Raw genomic sequence first — 15,227 nt, forward strand, 5'->3', positions numbered from 1 at the left:
CCCCAGTGGCGATGGAGAAGGGTCTGCGCTTCGCGATCCGCGAAGGCGGACGCACCGTCGGCGCCGGAACCATCAGCGAGATCATCAAGTAAAGAAAGTGCTTCACGAAGAAGTCTTTCAGTTTTAGTTGTTTGAAAATCGAGGGCTGCCGGTACGTGTAGAAGTTCATGGCAGGCAGCTACTCCAAACGATCTTTGAGTAGCGCGAAAGAGATAAACCATGGCTGGACAGAGAATCAGAATTCGTTTGAAGGCATATGACTACCGCGTGCTGGACACGTCGACCGGCGAGATCGTCGAGACTGCCAAGCGTACCGGAGCCCAGGTTGCGGGTCCCATTCCGCTGCCGACCATAAAGAACAAGTACTGCGTTCTTCGTTCGCCCCACGTCGATAAGAAGTCGCGTGAGGCCTTCGAGATTCGCACGCACAAGCGTCTGATCGACATCCTCGAGCCAACACAGCAGACTGTGGATGCGCTGATGAAGCTCGATCTGCCAGCGGGTGTGGACGTAGAAATCAAGACGGTTCAGAAGTAAGAATTTTTTTGGTGAGATGTTTCAGGTCTCGCTTACGAAGTACTAACCCGGCAGTGCTGAGCTAAGTTTGGCCAGCATGATGAGGAAAGGAAGCTCCAATGTCAGTAGTAGGAATTCTCGGAAAAAAAGTCGGCATGACCCAGATCTTCGATGAGCGCGGTGATATTCATCCCGTGACCGTCCTGAAGGCTGGCCCATGCGTGATCACCCAGTTGAAGACGCTTGCCAAGGATGGCTACGAAGCCGCCCAGATCGGCTATGTCGACTTCGTGAAGGCTTCGAAGATCAACAAGGCAATGACGGGTCACTTCGCCAAGTCGAATGTTCCCCCGGTCAAGATGATCAAGGAAGTGGCGCTCGAGGCAGTGAAGACTGTCGAAGGTGAAGAGAAGGTCGTGGCCAAGGCCGGCGATCGTATCCTGGTCGACATCTTCAACGACGAACGCTTCGTCGATGTGATCGGAACCTCCAAGGGTCGCGGTTTTGCTGGCGTTATTCGCCGCCACGGCTTCGGCGGCGGTCCCAAGTCGCACGGTCACATGTTCCAAGTGCAGGGTTCGATCGGAGCTTCTTCGTTCCCGTCGCGCGTATTTCCTGGTCAGCGTATGCCCGGTCACATGGGCCACGCTCAGATCACGGTTCGTAACCTGCGTATCCGCGGTATCGATCTTGAAGACAACCTTCTGCTGGTCGAAGGTGCAGTACCTGGCCCGCGTGAGGGCTTCGTGCTGATCTCGAAGGCCAAGGCTCCGCCGCGTGAGCGTCGTGGGTTTGCCGGAGCGGCGACGAAGGACGCACTGAAGGCTTCGAAGAAGGCAGCTCCATCCAAGAAGAAGTAAAGAAGATCTAAACAAAGAGCATTTGGTTTCGTGCTCGTAAATAAAGTTTTTGCTCGCCGCATCGATGGCGGGCGCAGAGAGAGAAGAACGATGGCAAACATCAACGTAGTCAATCTAGCTGGAACCAAGGTCGGAGAGTTCGAACTCGTCGACGAGGTGTTCGCGGCAGATATCAATGACGGCCTGCTTTGGGAGGCAGTCAAGCACTATCGTGCCGCTCTTCGGCAGGGAACGGCCGCGACCAAGACCCGTAACAAGGTTTCGGGCGCTGGCAAGAAGCTGTGGAAGCAGAAGGGAACCGGACGCGCTCGCGTCGGTTCGATCCGCACCCCGCTCTGGCGTGGTGGTGGTACGGTTCATGGACCGAAGCCACGCAGCTACGAGTACGCCTTCCCGCAGAAGAAGCTGATGGGCGCGCTGCGCTCTGCAATCTCCGCGAAGATCAACGATGGCAAGTTCACCATCGTCGACTCGTTCGAAGTTGCCGAGGCGAAGACCAAGCTCTTCCGCACAGCGCTGAACAAGCTCGAAGCGGGCAAGACGACTCTGCTGGTTGAGAGCAGCCGCAAGCTCGACGAGAAGCTTTATCTCGGTTCGCGCAACCTGGCCGGTGTAGAGCTGGTGCTCAGCTCCGAGGTGCACCCTTACGACCTGCTCCGCTATGAGCATGCTGTGTTCTCGAAGGATGCGATCGAAGCTCTTCAAGACACTCTCAAGAAGTTTGTATCGAAGCGCAGCAAAGCAGCAGCGCAGAAGGAGGTTGCGTAATGCCAACTCTCTATACCGTCATTCGCCGCCCCCTCATCACCGAGAAGGGCATGACCGTCAAGGAGACTCAAAACACCCTGGTGTTCGAAGTCGCCCTGAAGGCTACCAAGACCGAAGTTAAGCAAGCTGTGGAAACTCTCTTCAAGGTCAAAGTTACCGGTGTCCGCACCGCGACCGTTGAGGGCAAGGAGCGCCGCCGGGGCAAGTTTGCCGGCTACCGCCCCGACTGGAAGAAGGCTTACGTTCGCCTGAAGGATGGCGAGAAGATGCCGGAGTATCTCAACAGTCTCTAAGCGCGAGTTTGTTTCGCAGCAACAGAATTCAGGACCGAAGCGCCGCTAAGCGATTAGCGGCGCGGGCAAGGGAATAAAGACGATGCCGATCAAATCATTTCGACCGATTACCCCATCACTCCGCTTCGCGACGAAGCTTGTCAACGATGACATCACGACGGACAAGCCCCATAAGCCGTTGCTCGGAGTCAAGCCGCGCACCGGTGGCCGCAACTCGACCGGCTGGATGACGACACGCCACCAAGGCGGTGGTCACAAGCAGAAGCTGCGCCTGATCGACTTCAAGCGCGACAAGTACGGGATCCCCGGTACGGTGGCGACGGTTGAGTACGATCCCAACCGCAGCTCCCGCATCGCGCTGATCCACTACGCGGACGGCGAGAAGCGCTACATCATTCAGCCGATCGGTCTTACGGTTGGCCAGTCCATTATGAGCGGCCCCGAGGCAGACATCCTCGTCGGCAACGCGCTGCCGTTGAAGTTCATCCCGACCGGAACGATTGTGCATAACATCGAGCTTCGTCCGGGCAAGGGCGCACAGATGGCCCGTTCGGCCGGAGCCCAGGTGAACCTGATTGCCAAGGAGGGTGACTACGCCCTGCTGAAGCTGCCTTCGGGCGAGACTCGCAAGGTGCTCGTCGAGTGCATGGCGACCATCGGACAGGTTGGCAATACCGACCATGAGAACGTCACGATCGGTAAGGCAGGACGCAACCGCTGGAAGGGAATTCGTCCCTCCAATCGCGGTGTTTCGATGAACCCTGTCGATCACCCGCACGGTGGTGGTGAAGGTAAGACCTCGGGAGGCCGTCACCCGGTAACTCCATGGGGCCAGCCGACCCGCGGATACAAGACCCGCAATAACAAGCGGACTGATGTGTTTATCGTGAAGCGCAGGACCAAATAAGAATTAGCAGTTCCGTAGTAAAGGGCAACACCAAGTCTCGCAAGCAAGAGATTCGTCGTATCCAGCATCGCAACAAGAAAGTCGGAGCTTAGCAAAATGTCACGTTCAGCGAAAAAAGGTCCTTTCATCGACGATCACCTCATGAAGAAGATTGTGGGGATGAACCAGGTCAACGACAAGAAGGTGCTGCGCACCTGGTCGCGCCGGTCCACGATTCACCCGGACTTCGTCGGTCACACCATTGCCGTTCACAACGGCCGCAAGTTCATCCCGGTCTACGTGACGGAGAACATGGTGGGTCACAAGCTCGGCGAGTTTTCGGCGACCCGCACCTTCAAGGGCCACTCCGCGCGCGCTGCTGAGACCTCCGCGAAACCCAAATAACTCGGGCTGACGGTTTGCAGTTAGGCAGGACCGCGAGCCCGCAGCAATGGATAACGGGCAGCGAAGCTAAGTTTTGAAGGACGAAGATTATGGCTAAGGCAGCAGAAAAGATCAGAGAGTTTCGCGCAGAGGCAAAATTTCAGCGCACCAGTCCGCAGAAGGCGAAGCTTGTCCTTGATTTGATCAAGGGGCTTCGCGTCGAGCAGGCGCTCAATACCGTTCACTTCAGCACCAAGCGCATGGCGCCTGTGGTGGAGAAGGTTCTGCGTTCGGCGATTCAGAACGCGACGTACGTCTCGCAGGAGCAGGGTCTGGATGTCGATGTGGATAACCTCTACGTCCGCACGGCGATTGCGAACGAAGGTCCGCGTATGAAGCGTATCCGCCCTGCCCCCATGGGCCGTGCGTTCCGCTACCAGCGCAGACTCGCTCACATCATCGTGACCGTTGCTGAGAAGAAGTCGTCTACTGCGATCAGCGCAGCCTCTGACTCCACCCCAGCCCCGGCAGCGAAAAAGGGCGCCAAAAAGGCAGCCACCAAGACTGCGGCAAAGCCCGCAGCCAAGAAGGCAGCCGCCAAGAAGCCCGCAGCGAAAAAGGCCGCGAAGTAAGCAGTTTCTTGTACACTTAAAGTTTTGCACTACCGCCCCCCGGCTCAACCGGAGAGGGCACGGAGTAAAGGGAAGCTATGGGACAGAAAGTCCATCCGTATGGGTTGCGCCTCGGCATCAACAAGCCGTGGAAGTCACGCTGGTTCGTGGAACGCGGCTATGACAAGTTGCTGGTCGAAGACGTCAAGCTGAAGGCCGAGCTGCGCGAGAAGCTGAAGGCTGCCGGTGTCAGCTCGGTTGAAGTCGAGCGCCCAGGTAACAAGCTGCGCCTGATCATCCGCACTGCGCGTCCGGGCATCATCATCGGCCGCAAGGGCGCCGAGATCGACAAGCTCAAAGCCGATATCCAGAAGCGCACCAGCCGCGAGGTTTTCATCGACATTCTCGAGGTCAACAAGCCAGAGCTTGATGCTCAGCTGGTTGCCGAGAACATCGCGTTGCAGCTCGAGAAGCGCGTCAGCTTCCGTCGTGCGATGCGCAAGTCGGTTGACTCGGCGCTCCGCTTCGGCTGTAAGGGCATCAAGGTCCGCGTCTCCGGTCGACTGAACGGAAACGAGATCGCCCGCTCCGAGTGGTATCTCCAGGGACGTCTGCCGCTGCACACGCTGCGCGCCGATATCGACTACGGTTTTGCCGAGGCACACACCACCTACGGCATCATCGGCGTGAAGACCTGGGTCTACCGCGGCGATATCTACGAGCAGAAGAAGCGTCGCGACCAGGGCGTTACAACTGGCGCGTTCGCAAGCTAAGTTTTTCCCGGCACTGCCGGAGTTTCCGGGGAGCGTGTTGAACGTATCCCTGAAAGAGTGAAGAGGGTTTTCTTATGTTGATGCCAAAGAAGGTCAAGTTCCGCAAGCAGCAGCGCGGACGAATGAAGGGCAAAGCGTGGCGCGGCTCCGATCTCTCCTTCGGCGACTTCGGCCTGAAGGTGATGGAGTGCGGTTACATTACCGACCGCCAGATCGAAGCTAGCCGTATCGCGATGACACGTTTCATCAAACGTGGCGGCAAGGTGTGGCTCCGTCTGTTTCCGGATAAGCCGATCACCAAGAAGCCAGCCGAAACCCGTATGGGTAAGGGTAAGGGCGCTCCGGATCACTGGGTCTGCGTCGTTCGTCCGGGCCGCATCCTGTTCGAGATGGAAGGCGTGACCCCGGAGCTTGCCAAAGAGGCAATGCGTCTCGCGGCACACAAGCTTCCGCTCAAGACGAGCTTCGTACAGCGTCACGATGTCAAGGCGACGGTCGCAGCGAAGTAGCGACCGGGCCAAGTTAGCTTTCGCAATCTTTAGTAGTCAGGAAAAAGACAATGGAATTCGAAAAGATCAGTAATCTCAGTGACGAAGAGCTCAAGAGCGAGCAGGCCAAGGCTGGCGAGCAGCTCTTCCGCATCCGCTTCCAGAAGAGCCTCGGCAACGTGGAGGGCATCAAGAAGCTGCGGACGCTCAAGCTGGACATCGCCCGCATCAAGACCGTCGAACGGCAGCGCACTCTGGCCGCCGAGAAGGCCGCCAACCCCGTCGTCGCCAACGTTGCGCCGGCCAAGAGCACTCGCACCGCCCGCAAGAAAGCGAAGAAGGACTAATCATGGCAGATACAACCAACACCGCAGCAGCCGCAACCTCCGAAGCTCAGACCTCGCGTCGCAATGAGAAGGTCGGCCTGGTCGTCTCGACCAAGATGCAGAAGACGATCGTCGTCGAGATCGAGATGCGTAAGGCTCACCCGAAGTACAAGCGCGTGATGAAGTCGAACAAGAAGTTCTACGCGCACGACGAGCAGAACTCCGCCCGCGTTGGCGATGTGGTTCGCATCCGCGAGGCGCGTCCCCTGTCGAAGCTGAAGCGCTGGTCGCTCGAGGAGATCGTTCGCCGCTCGTCGCTCGCCCTGGCGGAAGAGAAGTCCGCAGCCGCTCTCGCTGCTGAAGCCAAGTAGCTTCGAAGCGTCTACCAAGTTCAAGCATGGGGCATGGGCCCCGACCGCATCACCGCAGTAGTTTGCCAGGAGAAGAACGATGTCAGTACAAATGAGAACAATGCTTGACGTGGCCGATAACTCTGGCGCGCGCAAGTTGCAGGTGATCCTGCCCCTCGGTGGTGGTCTCGGCAGGAAGGCAGGCCTCGGCGACGTGGTCACCGCAGCTGTCAAGGAAGCCTCTCCCGATGGCACCGTCAAGAAGGGCAAGGTCGTGAAGGCTGTGATCGTCCGCACGCGCAAAGAGTACCGTCGCCGCGATGGCACATATATCCGCTTCGACCAGAACGCCGCTGTCGTCATCAACGATGCCAACGAGCCAGTCGGAACGCGCGTGTTTGGACCTGTTGCCCGTGAGCTTCGCGAGAAGAAGTTTTTGAAGATTGTCTCGCTTGCACCTGAGGTTATTTAGGTAGAAGCAAAGCAATTCTTTTATTTTTTATACCGGAGTCCGGCTCCGCGGTTTCAAGATGGTCGAGGAAGAGAGAGAGAGCAATGGCAGGCATCAAGATCAAGCGCAACGACAAGATCGAAGTAATCGCAGGCAAGGACAAAGGCAAGCAGGGCCGCGTTCTTCGCGTCATCGCGGAAAAGAATCGCATTCTCGTTGAGGGCGTGATGATGGTGAAGAAGCACATGAAGCCGAACCCCCAGAAGAATATTCAGGGCGGCATCGCGGAGCAAGAGTCGACCATTCATATCTCGAATGTGATGTTGCTGGATAGCGATGGCAAGAAGACCCGTGTTGGCTCGCGTCTCGAAGGCGACACCAAGGTTCGCTTCTCGAAGACGAGCGGCACCACGATCGCCGAGAAGAAGAAGTAAAGAAGATTTAGTCGAGTTTGTTTTGTAGTTGAAGTTAAAATCCTGTATCAGCGGTTCACCCCACGCATCGGTAGACGGGCTCAAACCCAACCCGGCAACCGTGGAGAAAGCGAAGAAATATCATGGCAGCAAGACTGAAAGCAAAGTACGAGACAGAGATCAAACAGGCGCTGGGCAAAGAGCTCAACATCACCAACGCGATGGCGATTCCGAAGCTCGAGAAGATCGTTATCAACATGGGTTTGGGCGAAGCCACCCAGAACGTCAAGATCATGGACCCGCTGGTGGCTGACCTTGCCTCCATCGCCGGCCAGAAGCCTGTGACCACCAAGGCCAAGAAGTCCATCGCGGCCTTCAAGGTACGCGAGGGCATGCCGATCGGCGCGATGGTCACTCTGCGCGGCGATACGATGTACGAGTTTCTTGACCGGCTCATCTCGATCGCTCTTCCTCGCGTCCGCGACTTCCGCGGCGTTTCGTCGAAGAGCTTCGATGGCCGCGGCAACTACACGCTTGGCCTGCGCGATCAACTGATCTTCGCTGAGATCGACTACGCCAAGGTGGACAAGCTCAAGGGTATGAACGTCACCATCGTCACAACGGCGAAGGATGATAACGGCGCCCGCGCTCTGCTGAAGAGCTTTGGTATGCCCTTCCGCGTTGGTGCATAAAGAAAGATCAACCAGGAGTTCTCCGGAACTTTGAATCAAAGATAGAGAGCAAAACACATGGCAACCACTGCAAAGCGCGTCAAAGACGCAAGGAAACCGAAGTTCAAGTCTCGCCAGCACAACCGCTGCCAGATCTGCGGTCGTCCCCGTGCCTTCCTGCGGAAGTTCGGCGTATGCCGTCTCTGCTTCCGTTCGCTCGCTCTCAAGGGAGAGATTCCGGGCGTTGTGAAGTCCAGCTGGTAGAATAAAAGAACACGTGCGCGGCATCTGTCGCGCGCCTACTCCAGAGACCTCATCAGGGCGTCAGCTTATGGTGCAGAAGTCTGGACGTACTACCCGAAACAGACATCCCCGCTGGTTCTTGCGAGAGACACTCGCGAGCGAACGGGGGATGAAGGAGAATGAATGAACCTCACTGATCCAGTAGCAGACTTTTTGACCCGCATCCGTAATTCCATCCGTGCGCGTCACCAGAAGCTCGACGTCCCCGCATCCAAGCTCAAGGCCGAGATTGCCCGCATCCTCAAAGAAGAGGGCTATATCGCGAACTACAAGCCGACCGAAGAGAACGGCATGAAGGTCATCCGCGTGTATCTGAAGTATGGCCCGAACAATGAGGCTGTCATCCGCGATCTGCAGCGCGTCTCCCGTCCCGGTTGCCGTGTGTACCTCGGCCGCGACGAGATCCGCCGCGTTCAGGGTGGTCTTGGTATCTCGATCATGACGACCCCCAAGGGTGTCATGACAGGCCGCCAAGCACGTCGCGAAGGTGTTGGCGGCGAGATCCTCTGCGAAGTCTGGTAGTTCGGAGCTAAGCTTCGTCGTCTCGCGATGACGAACCAAGAAGAGTTTTATCGGCTGCAGTGGAACGATCGGCATAAATTGCTCTCGCGACTCGCAAGCCACTTAAAGGAATTTGTTATGTCACGTATCGGTAAGAAGCCAATTCCCATGCCCGCCGGCGTCAAGTACACGGTGAGCGAGAACGGCAATACCGTCCTGGTCGAAGGACCCAAGGGCAAGGTCACCGCGATGTTGCCTGGCGGCATCACACTGGTGCAGAAGGATGGTCAGCTGCTGGCTGAGCGTCAGACCGACAAGCAGGCGGCCTTCCACGGCCTCGCCCGCGCACTGGTCTTCAACGCTGTCACCGGCGTCACCACGGGCTGGACCAAGGATATCGACATCGTCGGTATCGGATACCGCGCTGAGCTGAAGGGTAAGAACATGGTGGTCTTCACCCTGGGCTACTCTCATCCCATCGAGTTTCCTCTGCCCACCGGCATCTCGGTTGAGATTGACGCCAAGCAGACGCACCTCACCGTCTCCGGCATCGACCGGCAGAAGGTGGGCCAGATTGCCGCCGATATGCGCTCTCTCCGCAAGCCCGACCCTTACAAGAACAAGGGCGTCCGCTACACCGGCGAGAAGCTGAAGAAGAAGGTCGGCAAGACCGGAGCGAAATAAGGCGGTGGTTAGTGGCTCATGTTTTGAACGAGCCACTAACCACTCATCACCGTTTCAACAACCGAACGTCCTCAGCACTCTGGGTACGCCACTAGGAAGGAAAGTCAATCATGATCAATCCCCGTCAACGCAATGTGATCCGCCAGCGTGTTCACACCCGCATCCGCGAGAAGATGTCCGGCACCGCCGAGCGTCCACGCCTCAACGTATACCGTTCGCTCAACCACATCTACACACAGCTCATCGACGATCTCAACGGAGTCACCATCGCCTCTGCCTCCTCCATGGGCAAGAAGACCGAAGAGAAGAAGTATGGCGGCAACATCGTCGCCGCGGCTGAGGTCGGCAAGCTGATCGCCGAGCGCGCGAAAGAAAAGGGCATCAAGAAGATTGTGTTCGATCGCGGCGGCTACCTGTATCACGGTCGCGTAAAAGCTCTCGCCGATGCAGCCCGTGAAGCGGGTCTTGATTTCTAAGGGTTTCAGGTTTTGAGGTTCAAGGCGCGCCCTGATTGGCCGCCAGAAAGCTGGATAAGAGATTATGGCAATGAAGAAAAAAATCGATGCGAACCGCCTCAACCTGAAGGACGAGGTCGTTTCGATCAACCGCGTCACCAAGGTCGTCAAGGGCGGTAAGAACATGTCCTTTGCCGCACTCGTCGTCATCGGAGATCCAGGGGAAGGTGTTGTGGGCTACGGCTCCGGCAAGGCCAAGGAAGTTCCCCAGGCGATCCGCAAGGGGATCGAGTCGGCCAAGAAGAATCTGCATAAGGTGAACCTGACCGAGAGCACGATTCCTCACCAGGTTCTCGGCCACTTCGGCGCAGGCCAGGTGATGCTGAAGCCGGCTCCTGAAGGTACAGGGATCATCGCCGGCAAGACGGTTCGCGCAGTCATGACCGCCGCCGGCGTGCAGAATGTGCTGACCAAGAGCCTCGGTTCGGCGAACCCGCACAACGTCATCAAGGCTACGTTCGATGCTCTCATCCAGCTTCGCAACAAGGCCGAAGTCGCCGCCTTGCGCGGCAAGTCAGTGGAAGAGCTCTAAGCTCAACCTCTGCACCAACAAGATTCAAGGAGCTCTCTCATGGCTGATACCAACGCAATTGCCAAAATCAAGCTGCAGTACTTCCGTTCCAAGATCTGTACGCCGGTCAAGCACAAGCTCGTCATCAAGGGTCTCGGCTTTACCCGCCTGAATCAGATCGTCGAGCGCGAAGACACCCCATCCATCCGTGGCATGGTCGCAAAGGTTCCGCATCTGGTCCGCGTCGTCGACTAGTCGCGATCCGGCATAACCGCACTATCCCGCAAGGGCAAATTCATAAGCGAGTCGACGAAGAGCAGAAGCTGCTTCGCCGGCGTTAAGCGAGGAAACAAATGGCAATCCGTAATCTCTCCAATCTCCGCGCCCCCAAGAAGGCGAACGAAAACAAGAAGCGTGTCGGCCGCGGTATGGGTTCGGGCATGGGTAAGACCTCGACCCGAGGACACAAGGGTCAGGGCTCCCGCTCGGGTTCGTCCCTGATGCGTGGCTTTGAAGGCGGCCAGATGCCCCTTCACCGCCGTCTGCCTAAGCGCGGCTTCACCAACATCTTCCGCGTCGAGTACCAGGTGCTTGGCCTGGACCGCGTCGCCGAGATCGTTGCCGCCGAGAACGTGAGCGAGTTCACACTCGAAAAGATCATCGACCTTGGCCTGCTGCGCAAGAAGGGTGCCCTGCTCAAGGTGCTGAATAATGGGGAGATAAAAACTGCCGTGACGATTCATGCGCACAAGTTCTCCAAGACTGCCCAGGAAGCGATCGAAAAGGCCGGCGGCAAAGCCATCCTCATCGGCTAGGCAGCAGTTAGAATGATGGCAGGCGAGGGCAACCGCCCTCGCATTGCCGTTTGACCAGAACGCCAGTCTCACCCCCGAGGTTTCAGCTCCCGATGTTCGAGAAAATCGCAAACATCTTCAAAATCCCCGACCTCCGCAAACGTGTGCTCTTTACGCTGGGCATGCTGGCCGTCTACCGCCTCGGCTCGCACATTCCGACCCCCGGTATTAATGCCGATATGCTTGCCCAGTTCTTCAATCAGAACTCCGGTTCCGCGCTTGGCCTGGTCGATCTGTTCTCGGGTGGAAACCTCCGGAAGCTCACCGTCTTCGCTCTCGGCATCATGCCGTACATTACGGCATCGATCATCTTTCAGCTGTTGACGGTCATCTACGAGCCGCTGGCAAAACTGCAGAAGGAAGGCGAACTCGGACGCCGTAAGATTACTCAGTGGACGCGTTATGTGACGGTTCTGCTGGGCATCGTGCAGTCGTTCGCGATCGCGCTGACGCTGACCAACACCAGCACCGGCCAGACGATGGTTACGATCTCCCGTGGCGCCTTCATCCCGCTCTGCGTCATTACCCTTACCGCAGGCACTGCGTTTATCATGTGGCTGGGTGAGCAGATCACCGAGCGTGGTATCGGAAACGGTATGAGCTTGCTCATCTTCGCCGGCATCGTCGTCGGCCTGCCGAAGGGTATCGAGGATCTTTACGAGAAGGTTCGCGACAATGCATGGGGAGCTCTCACGCCTATCGCAGTCGCTATCCTGATAATCGGAATGATCGCGGTGGTCGCCTTCATCGTCTTCGTGGAGCGCTCCGAGCGTCGCATTCCGGTGCAGTACGCCAAGCGGATCGTTGGCCGCAAGATGATGGGCGGACAGTCCACGCATCTTCCGCTCAAGGTCAACTCCGGCGGCGTGATGCCGGTCATCTTTGCCAGCTCGATCCTGTCAGCGCCTCTGCTCTTCTCCGGCGCTCACGTCTTCGGGTACTCGTTGCAGGACTCGTCCTTCTTCGGCCCGATCCTGCGCGCTCTCGCTCCCGGCGAGCCCTGGTATGAGCTGCTGCAGATGGTCGCGATCATCTTCTTCGCCTACTTCTATATCTCGATTGTCTTCCGTCCCGATGACATCGCCGACAACATGCGGAAGTACGGTGGATTTATTCCCGGGATTCGTCCAGGCAAGCGCACTGCCGACTTCATCAATGACGTGCTTACCCGCATCACCCTGGTAGGCGCTCTGTATCTCATTATCATCACGATCATTCCGCAGCTGCTTATCAGCGGAATCCACTTCAACCATCTCTGGCTGATTGGCTCGGTCTTCGACCGACTGCCAACCTGGATGACAAACGGCCTTGGCGTCAACTTCTACTTCGGCGGCACCTCGCTGCTGATCGTCGTCGGCGTAGCCATGGACACAGTTCAGCAGATCGAATCGCAGCTCATCATGCGCCACTACGACGGCTTCACTCCCAAGAGTGGCCGCATCCGTGGGCGCAAGAGCTGGTAGGAAGTTAGCCCGTTGACGACAAGCATCGTATCTGAACACGAGACGGCCCCGGCAGAGAAGAACTTCCTGCCTGGGCCGGTACTTCTTTTAGGCGCGCCAGGCGTTGGTAAGGGGACACAGGCCAAGGCGCTGATGGCAGCCTATGGTATCCCGCAGATATCTACCGGGGATATCCTTCGCGCCAACATCAAAAACGGCACTGAGCTAGGCAAAGCAGCCAAGGCCCTCGTCGATCAGGGAACGCTGGTCTCCGACGAGCTTGTGAATCAGATGGTTGCGGACAGACTGAAACAGCCGGATACCTCTCGTGGTTTCATCCTCGATGGCTTTCCCCGTACCTTGAATCAGGCGGCTTGGCTCGATGCGTTTCTCTCGGGCGTGGCTGGTGCTTTGCCTGTGGTTGGGATCAGCATCGTTGTAGAGTACGAGCAACTCCTTCACCGGATCACCGGTCGTCGTATCTGCGCGTCCGGCCATGACTACAATACCTATTCGAAACCTTCTAGGGTTCCCGGCATCTGTGATGTAGACGGCTCCCCCCTCGTGCAGCGGCCCGATGACTCCGAGGCTGTCTTTGTGGAGCGCATGAAGACCTTCGAAGCGCAGACGGCGCCAGTGATTGAACACTACCGCAAGCAGGGCCGTTTTGAAGAGATCGACGGAGACCGTCCGGTCGAAGAGGTAACGACCGGAATCGTATCCTCACTCAAGCGCCTTCGTCGCGACTCGAAACAGTAGCATAGAGATAAAGCTGCCTATGGCCATCATGATCAAAACGCCGCAAGAGATCGAGAAGATGCGGATCTCCGGAAAGGCTCTCCGCCAGGTCCACAATGCGATTGCGCCTCATGTCGTTCCAGGCGCTTCGACGATGGATCTGGAAGAGATCGCCGTCAAGAAGATCACCGAGCTGGGAGCGACTGCAGCTTTCAAGGGTTATCACGGGTATCCCTCTGCGCTGTGCACCTCGGTCAATAATGAGGTTGTCCATGGCATGCCGAACGCCAAGCGCATTCTGGCCGAGGGCGATATTCTTTCGATCGACTGCGGGGTCATCATCGACGGCTACTACTCGGACGCGGCTGTGACGTACCCGGTGGGCAAGGTCAGCGCAGAGGCTACCAAGCTGCTCCAAGTGACCAAGGCGTCACTTGAAAAGGCGATCGAGAAGTGCCAGGTTGGCGGTCGTCTGGGCGACATCTCCTCGGCGGTGCAGGAGTTGTGCGAGGCGGAGGGTTTTGGCGTCGTGCGTGAGTTTGTTGGTCATGGGATTGGCCGCGCGATGCACGAGGATCCCCAGGTTCCGAACTTTGGGGCTGCGGGGAAGGGACCACGGCTGAAGGCAGGGATGGTTCTGGCGATTGAGCCAATGATCAATGTTGGCGGGCCTGAAGTACGGGTTTTGAAGGACGGCTGGACGGCTGTGACCATCGATGGCAGTTACAGCGCCCACTTCGAACATACAGTAGCCATCACAAAAGATGGCCCCCAAGTACTTACCCGCTAGGAAAATTGACCCGTTTTGGGGTACTATAAGAGATGCTGTGTGTGCAAGTAGCGCGCATGGTCACCCTGGCTGAGGCAAAACGTTTCAGCTACCAGAAGAAGTTGTGGAAACAAAGAGGTTCAGGCCTCTTTCACTTTCCAAAGGAGATCGTTTGTCGAAGGAAGATGCAATTGAAGTGATGGCGGTGGTTGTCGAGACCCTGCCGAATGCGATGTTCAAGGTCGAGCTTGAGAACAAGCACCAAGCCCTTGCACACGTTTCAGGACGTATGCGCAAAAACTTCATTCGTATCCTCCCCGGCGACCGCGTCGCGATTGAGCTCAGCCCTTACGATCTCAACCGCGGCCGCATTGTCTACCGCTACAAGTAGACACGGCTACGGGAGCCCATCCCGTCTCCATTATGGGTTGCTCAAGCGCAATTGCACTTGGGATAGGTCAGGGCTTCGGCTCTGGCATTCAGGTCGTCTGTCGAATGGGTTTTCCCTGAAACGCGTCCTCAGGTTCACTGGTTTTACGTTGCAAGAAGGAAAGGGAATCACAATGAAGGTCCGTGCCTCTGTAAAGAAGATGTGTGACAAGTGCAAGGTGATCCACCGCCGTGGTGTGGTGCGTGTTATCTGCGAGAACGCGAAGCATAAGCAGCGTCAGGGCTAAGTCTCTGAAGTGAGTTGTCCCGGCCCGGTTGGGCTAGTTAGCCGAAGTCAAGGCTTGCGTTGAACCCAACGGACTCGCCGCAATCAAATAATCCGCTCTCGTGGCGAAGCTACGAAGCTCAACCGAAAAGGAACCCCATGGCACGTATTGCTGGAGTCGATGTCCCTAATAACAAACAGGCGCGCATCGGTCTCACCTACATCTTCGGAATCGGCGACTCTCGCGCCGCCAAGATCCTCGCGAAGGCGGATGTCGATCCTCTTGCGAAGTTTGGCACGCTCGACGAAGACGCGCTGAACCGCATCCGTCAGGTTATTGAAGCCGAGGGTCAGATCGAAGGCGATCTCCGCAAGGACATCTCGCTGAACATCAAGCGCCTCATTGAAATTCAGTCCTACCGTGGCCTCCGCCATCGCCGCAGCCTTCCTGTCCGTGGCCAACGC

At 57.3% G+C, this 15,227-nt stretch carries 28 protein-coding genes; all 28 read left to right on the forward strand.

The genetic code is table 11. From position 1 onward, the window contains the following. Positions 1-92, forward strand: a 92-nt coding sequence (locus GSQ94_RS21815) for a hypothetical protein (protein WP_158943386.1), incomplete at its 5' end; no start/stop codon positions are given. 127 nt (positions 93-219) lie between these two features. Continuing rightward, a complete protein-coding gene (rpsJ, locus tag GSQ94_RS09325) occupies positions 220-537 on the forward strand; it encodes a 30S ribosomal protein S10 (RefSeq protein WP_158943388.1) in 318 nt (105 codons plus the stop codon). Positions 538-635: 98 nt separating this feature from the next. Next, positions 636-1,376 (forward strand): 50S ribosomal protein L3, encoded by a 741-nt coding sequence (gene rplC / locus GSQ94_RS09330; RefSeq protein WP_158943390.1) that lies wholly within the window; start codon positions 636-638, stop codon positions 1,374-1,376. Between the two features lie 90 nt (positions 1,377-1,466). Further along, positions 1,467-2,144, forward strand: coding sequence for a 50S ribosomal protein L4 (rplD, locus tag GSQ94_RS09335; protein WP_158943392.1), 678 nt, complete (start codon positions 1,467-1,469; stop codon positions 2,142-2,144). Next, the gene (locus tag GSQ94_RS09340) at positions 2,144-2,437 is read left to right on the forward strand and encodes a 50S ribosomal protein L23 (protein WP_158943394.1); all 294 of its coding nucleotides are present in this window, start codon (positions 2,144-2,146) and stop codon (positions 2,435-2,437) included. Before rplD ends, GSQ94_RS09340 begins: the two co-directional genes overlap by 1 nt. A gap of 82 nt (positions 2,438-2,519) precedes the next feature. Beyond that, complete coding sequence (gene rplB, locus GSQ94_RS09345) at positions 2,520-3,344, forward strand: 50S ribosomal protein L2 (RefSeq protein ID WP_158943396.1); 825 nt, start codon at positions 2,520-2,522, stop codon at positions 3,342-3,344. Positions 3,345-3,440: 96 nt separating this feature from the next. Then, complete coding sequence (gene rpsS / locus GSQ94_RS09350) at positions 3,441-3,728, forward strand: 30S ribosomal protein S19 (RefSeq protein ID WP_158943398.1); 288 nt, start codon at positions 3,441-3,443, stop codon at positions 3,726-3,728. An 89-nt stretch (positions 3,729-3,817) separates the two neighbouring features. Beyond that, the gene (gene rplV, locus GSQ94_RS09355) at positions 3,818-4,339 is read left to right on the forward strand and encodes a 50S ribosomal protein L22 (RefSeq protein WP_158943400.1); all 522 of its coding nucleotides are present in this window, start codon (positions 3,818-3,820) and stop codon (positions 4,337-4,339) included. Positions 4,340-4,416: 77 nt separating this feature from the next. Further along, positions 4,417-5,091: a 30S ribosomal protein S3 gene (gene rpsC / locus GSQ94_RS09360; RefSeq protein ID WP_158943402.1), complete on the forward strand. Its 675-nt coding sequence runs from the start codon at positions 4,417-4,419 to the stop codon at positions 5,089-5,091. Between the two features lie 74 nt (positions 5,092-5,165). Continuing rightward, the gene (gene rplP, locus GSQ94_RS09365; RefSeq protein ID WP_158943404.1) at positions 5,166-5,600 is read left to right on the forward strand and encodes a 50S ribosomal protein L16; all 435 of its coding nucleotides are present in this window, start codon (positions 5,166-5,168) and stop codon (positions 5,598-5,600) included. Positions 5,601-5,650: 50 nt separating this feature from the next. Further along, complete coding sequence (gene rpmC / locus GSQ94_RS09370; RefSeq protein ID WP_158943406.1) at positions 5,651-5,926, forward strand: 50S ribosomal protein L29; 276 nt, start codon at positions 5,651-5,653, stop codon at positions 5,924-5,926. Positions 5,927-5,928: 2 nt separating this feature from the next. After that, positions 5,929-6,276: a 30S ribosomal protein S17 gene (gene rpsQ / locus GSQ94_RS09375; RefSeq protein WP_158943408.1), complete on the forward strand. Its 348-nt coding sequence runs from the start codon at positions 5,929-5,931 to the stop codon at positions 6,274-6,276. A gap of 79 nt (positions 6,277-6,355) precedes the next feature. Further along, the gene (rplN, locus tag GSQ94_RS09380) at positions 6,356-6,727 is read left to right on the forward strand and encodes a 50S ribosomal protein L14 (RefSeq protein ID WP_158943410.1); all 372 of its coding nucleotides are present in this window, start codon (positions 6,356-6,358) and stop codon (positions 6,725-6,727) included. 83 nt (positions 6,728-6,810) lie between these two features. Beyond that, entirely contained in the window at positions 6,811-7,140 is a 330-nt protein-coding gene (gene rplX / locus GSQ94_RS09385) for a 50S ribosomal protein L24 (RefSeq protein ID WP_158943412.1), read from the forward strand. 122 nt (positions 7,141-7,262) lie between these two features. After that, positions 7,263-7,811 carry a 50S ribosomal protein L5 gene (gene rplE / locus GSQ94_RS09390; RefSeq protein WP_158943414.1) on the forward strand — a complete coding sequence of 183 codons (549 nt, stop codon included), beginning with the start codon at positions 7,263-7,265 and terminating at the stop codon, positions 7,809-7,811. 57 nt (positions 7,812-7,868) lie between these two features. After that, positions 7,869-8,054 (forward strand): type Z 30S ribosomal protein S14, encoded by a 186-nt coding sequence (locus GSQ94_RS09395; protein ID WP_158943416.1) that lies wholly within the window; start codon positions 7,869-7,871, stop codon positions 8,052-8,054. Between the two features lie 162 nt (positions 8,055-8,216). After that, complete coding sequence (rpsH, locus tag GSQ94_RS09400; RefSeq protein ID WP_158790620.1) at positions 8,217-8,615, forward strand: 30S ribosomal protein S8; 399 nt, start codon at positions 8,217-8,219, stop codon at positions 8,613-8,615. 117 nt (positions 8,616-8,732) lie between these two features. Next, positions 8,733-9,278, forward strand: a complete 546-nt coding sequence (gene rplF, locus GSQ94_RS09405; RefSeq protein WP_158943418.1) for a 50S ribosomal protein L6 — start codon at positions 8,733-8,735, stop codon at positions 9,276-9,278. 110 nt (positions 9,279-9,388) lie between these two features. After that, complete coding sequence (rplR, locus tag GSQ94_RS09410; RefSeq protein WP_158943420.1) at positions 9,389-9,754, forward strand: 50S ribosomal protein L18; 366 nt, start codon at positions 9,389-9,391, stop codon at positions 9,752-9,754. A 64-nt stretch (positions 9,755-9,818) separates the two neighbouring features. Beyond that, entirely contained in the window at positions 9,819-10,325 is a 507-nt protein-coding gene (gene rpsE, locus GSQ94_RS09415; protein WP_216843057.1) for a 30S ribosomal protein S5, read from the forward strand. 39 nt (positions 10,326-10,364) lie between these two features. Further along, entirely contained in the window at positions 10,365-10,559 is a 195-nt protein-coding gene (rpmD, locus tag GSQ94_RS09420) for a 50S ribosomal protein L30 (RefSeq protein ID WP_158943424.1), read from the forward strand. A gap of 98 nt (positions 10,560-10,657) precedes the next feature. Beyond that, positions 10,658-11,119: a 50S ribosomal protein L15 gene (gene rplO / locus GSQ94_RS09425; protein WP_158943426.1), complete on the forward strand. Its 462-nt coding sequence runs from the start codon at positions 10,658-10,660 to the stop codon at positions 11,117-11,119. Positions 11,120-11,211: 92 nt separating this feature from the next. Next, positions 11,212-12,621 carry a preprotein translocase subunit SecY gene (gene secY, locus GSQ94_RS09430; protein ID WP_158943428.1) on the forward strand — a complete coding sequence of 470 codons (1,410 nt, stop codon included), beginning with the start codon at positions 11,212-11,214 and terminating at the stop codon, positions 12,619-12,621. A 12-nt stretch (positions 12,622-12,633) separates the two neighbouring features. Next, positions 12,634-13,359, forward strand: coding sequence for an adenylate kinase (locus GSQ94_RS09435; protein WP_254063767.1), 726 nt, complete (start codon positions 12,634-12,636; stop codon positions 13,357-13,359). A gap of 19 nt (positions 13,360-13,378) precedes the next feature. After that, on the forward strand, positions 13,379-14,128 hold the full coding sequence (map, locus tag GSQ94_RS09440) for a type I methionyl aminopeptidase (RefSeq protein ID WP_158943430.1): 750 nt from the start codon (positions 13,379-13,381) through the stop codon (positions 14,126-14,128). Positions 14,129-14,279: 151 nt separating this feature from the next. After that, on the forward strand, positions 14,280-14,498 hold the full coding sequence (infA, locus tag GSQ94_RS09445; RefSeq protein WP_013581270.1) for a translation initiation factor IF-1: 219 nt from the start codon (positions 14,280-14,282) through the stop codon (positions 14,496-14,498). Positions 14,499-14,670: 172 nt separating this feature from the next. Then, on the forward strand, positions 14,671-14,784 hold the full coding sequence (gene rpmJ / locus GSQ94_RS09450) for a 50S ribosomal protein L36 (RefSeq protein WP_158790629.1): 114 nt from the start codon (positions 14,671-14,673) through the stop codon (positions 14,782-14,784). A gap of 137 nt (positions 14,785-14,921) precedes the next feature. Next, positions 14,922-15,227, forward strand: a 306-nt coding sequence (gene rpsM / locus GSQ94_RS09455) for a 30S ribosomal protein S13 (RefSeq protein ID WP_158943432.1), incomplete at its 3' end; no start/stop codon positions are given.

The organism is Granulicella sp. S190 (genome assembly GCF_009766095.1).
Taxonomy (GTDB): domain Bacteria; phylum Acidobacteriota; class Terriglobia; order Terriglobales; family Acidobacteriaceae; genus Edaphobacter.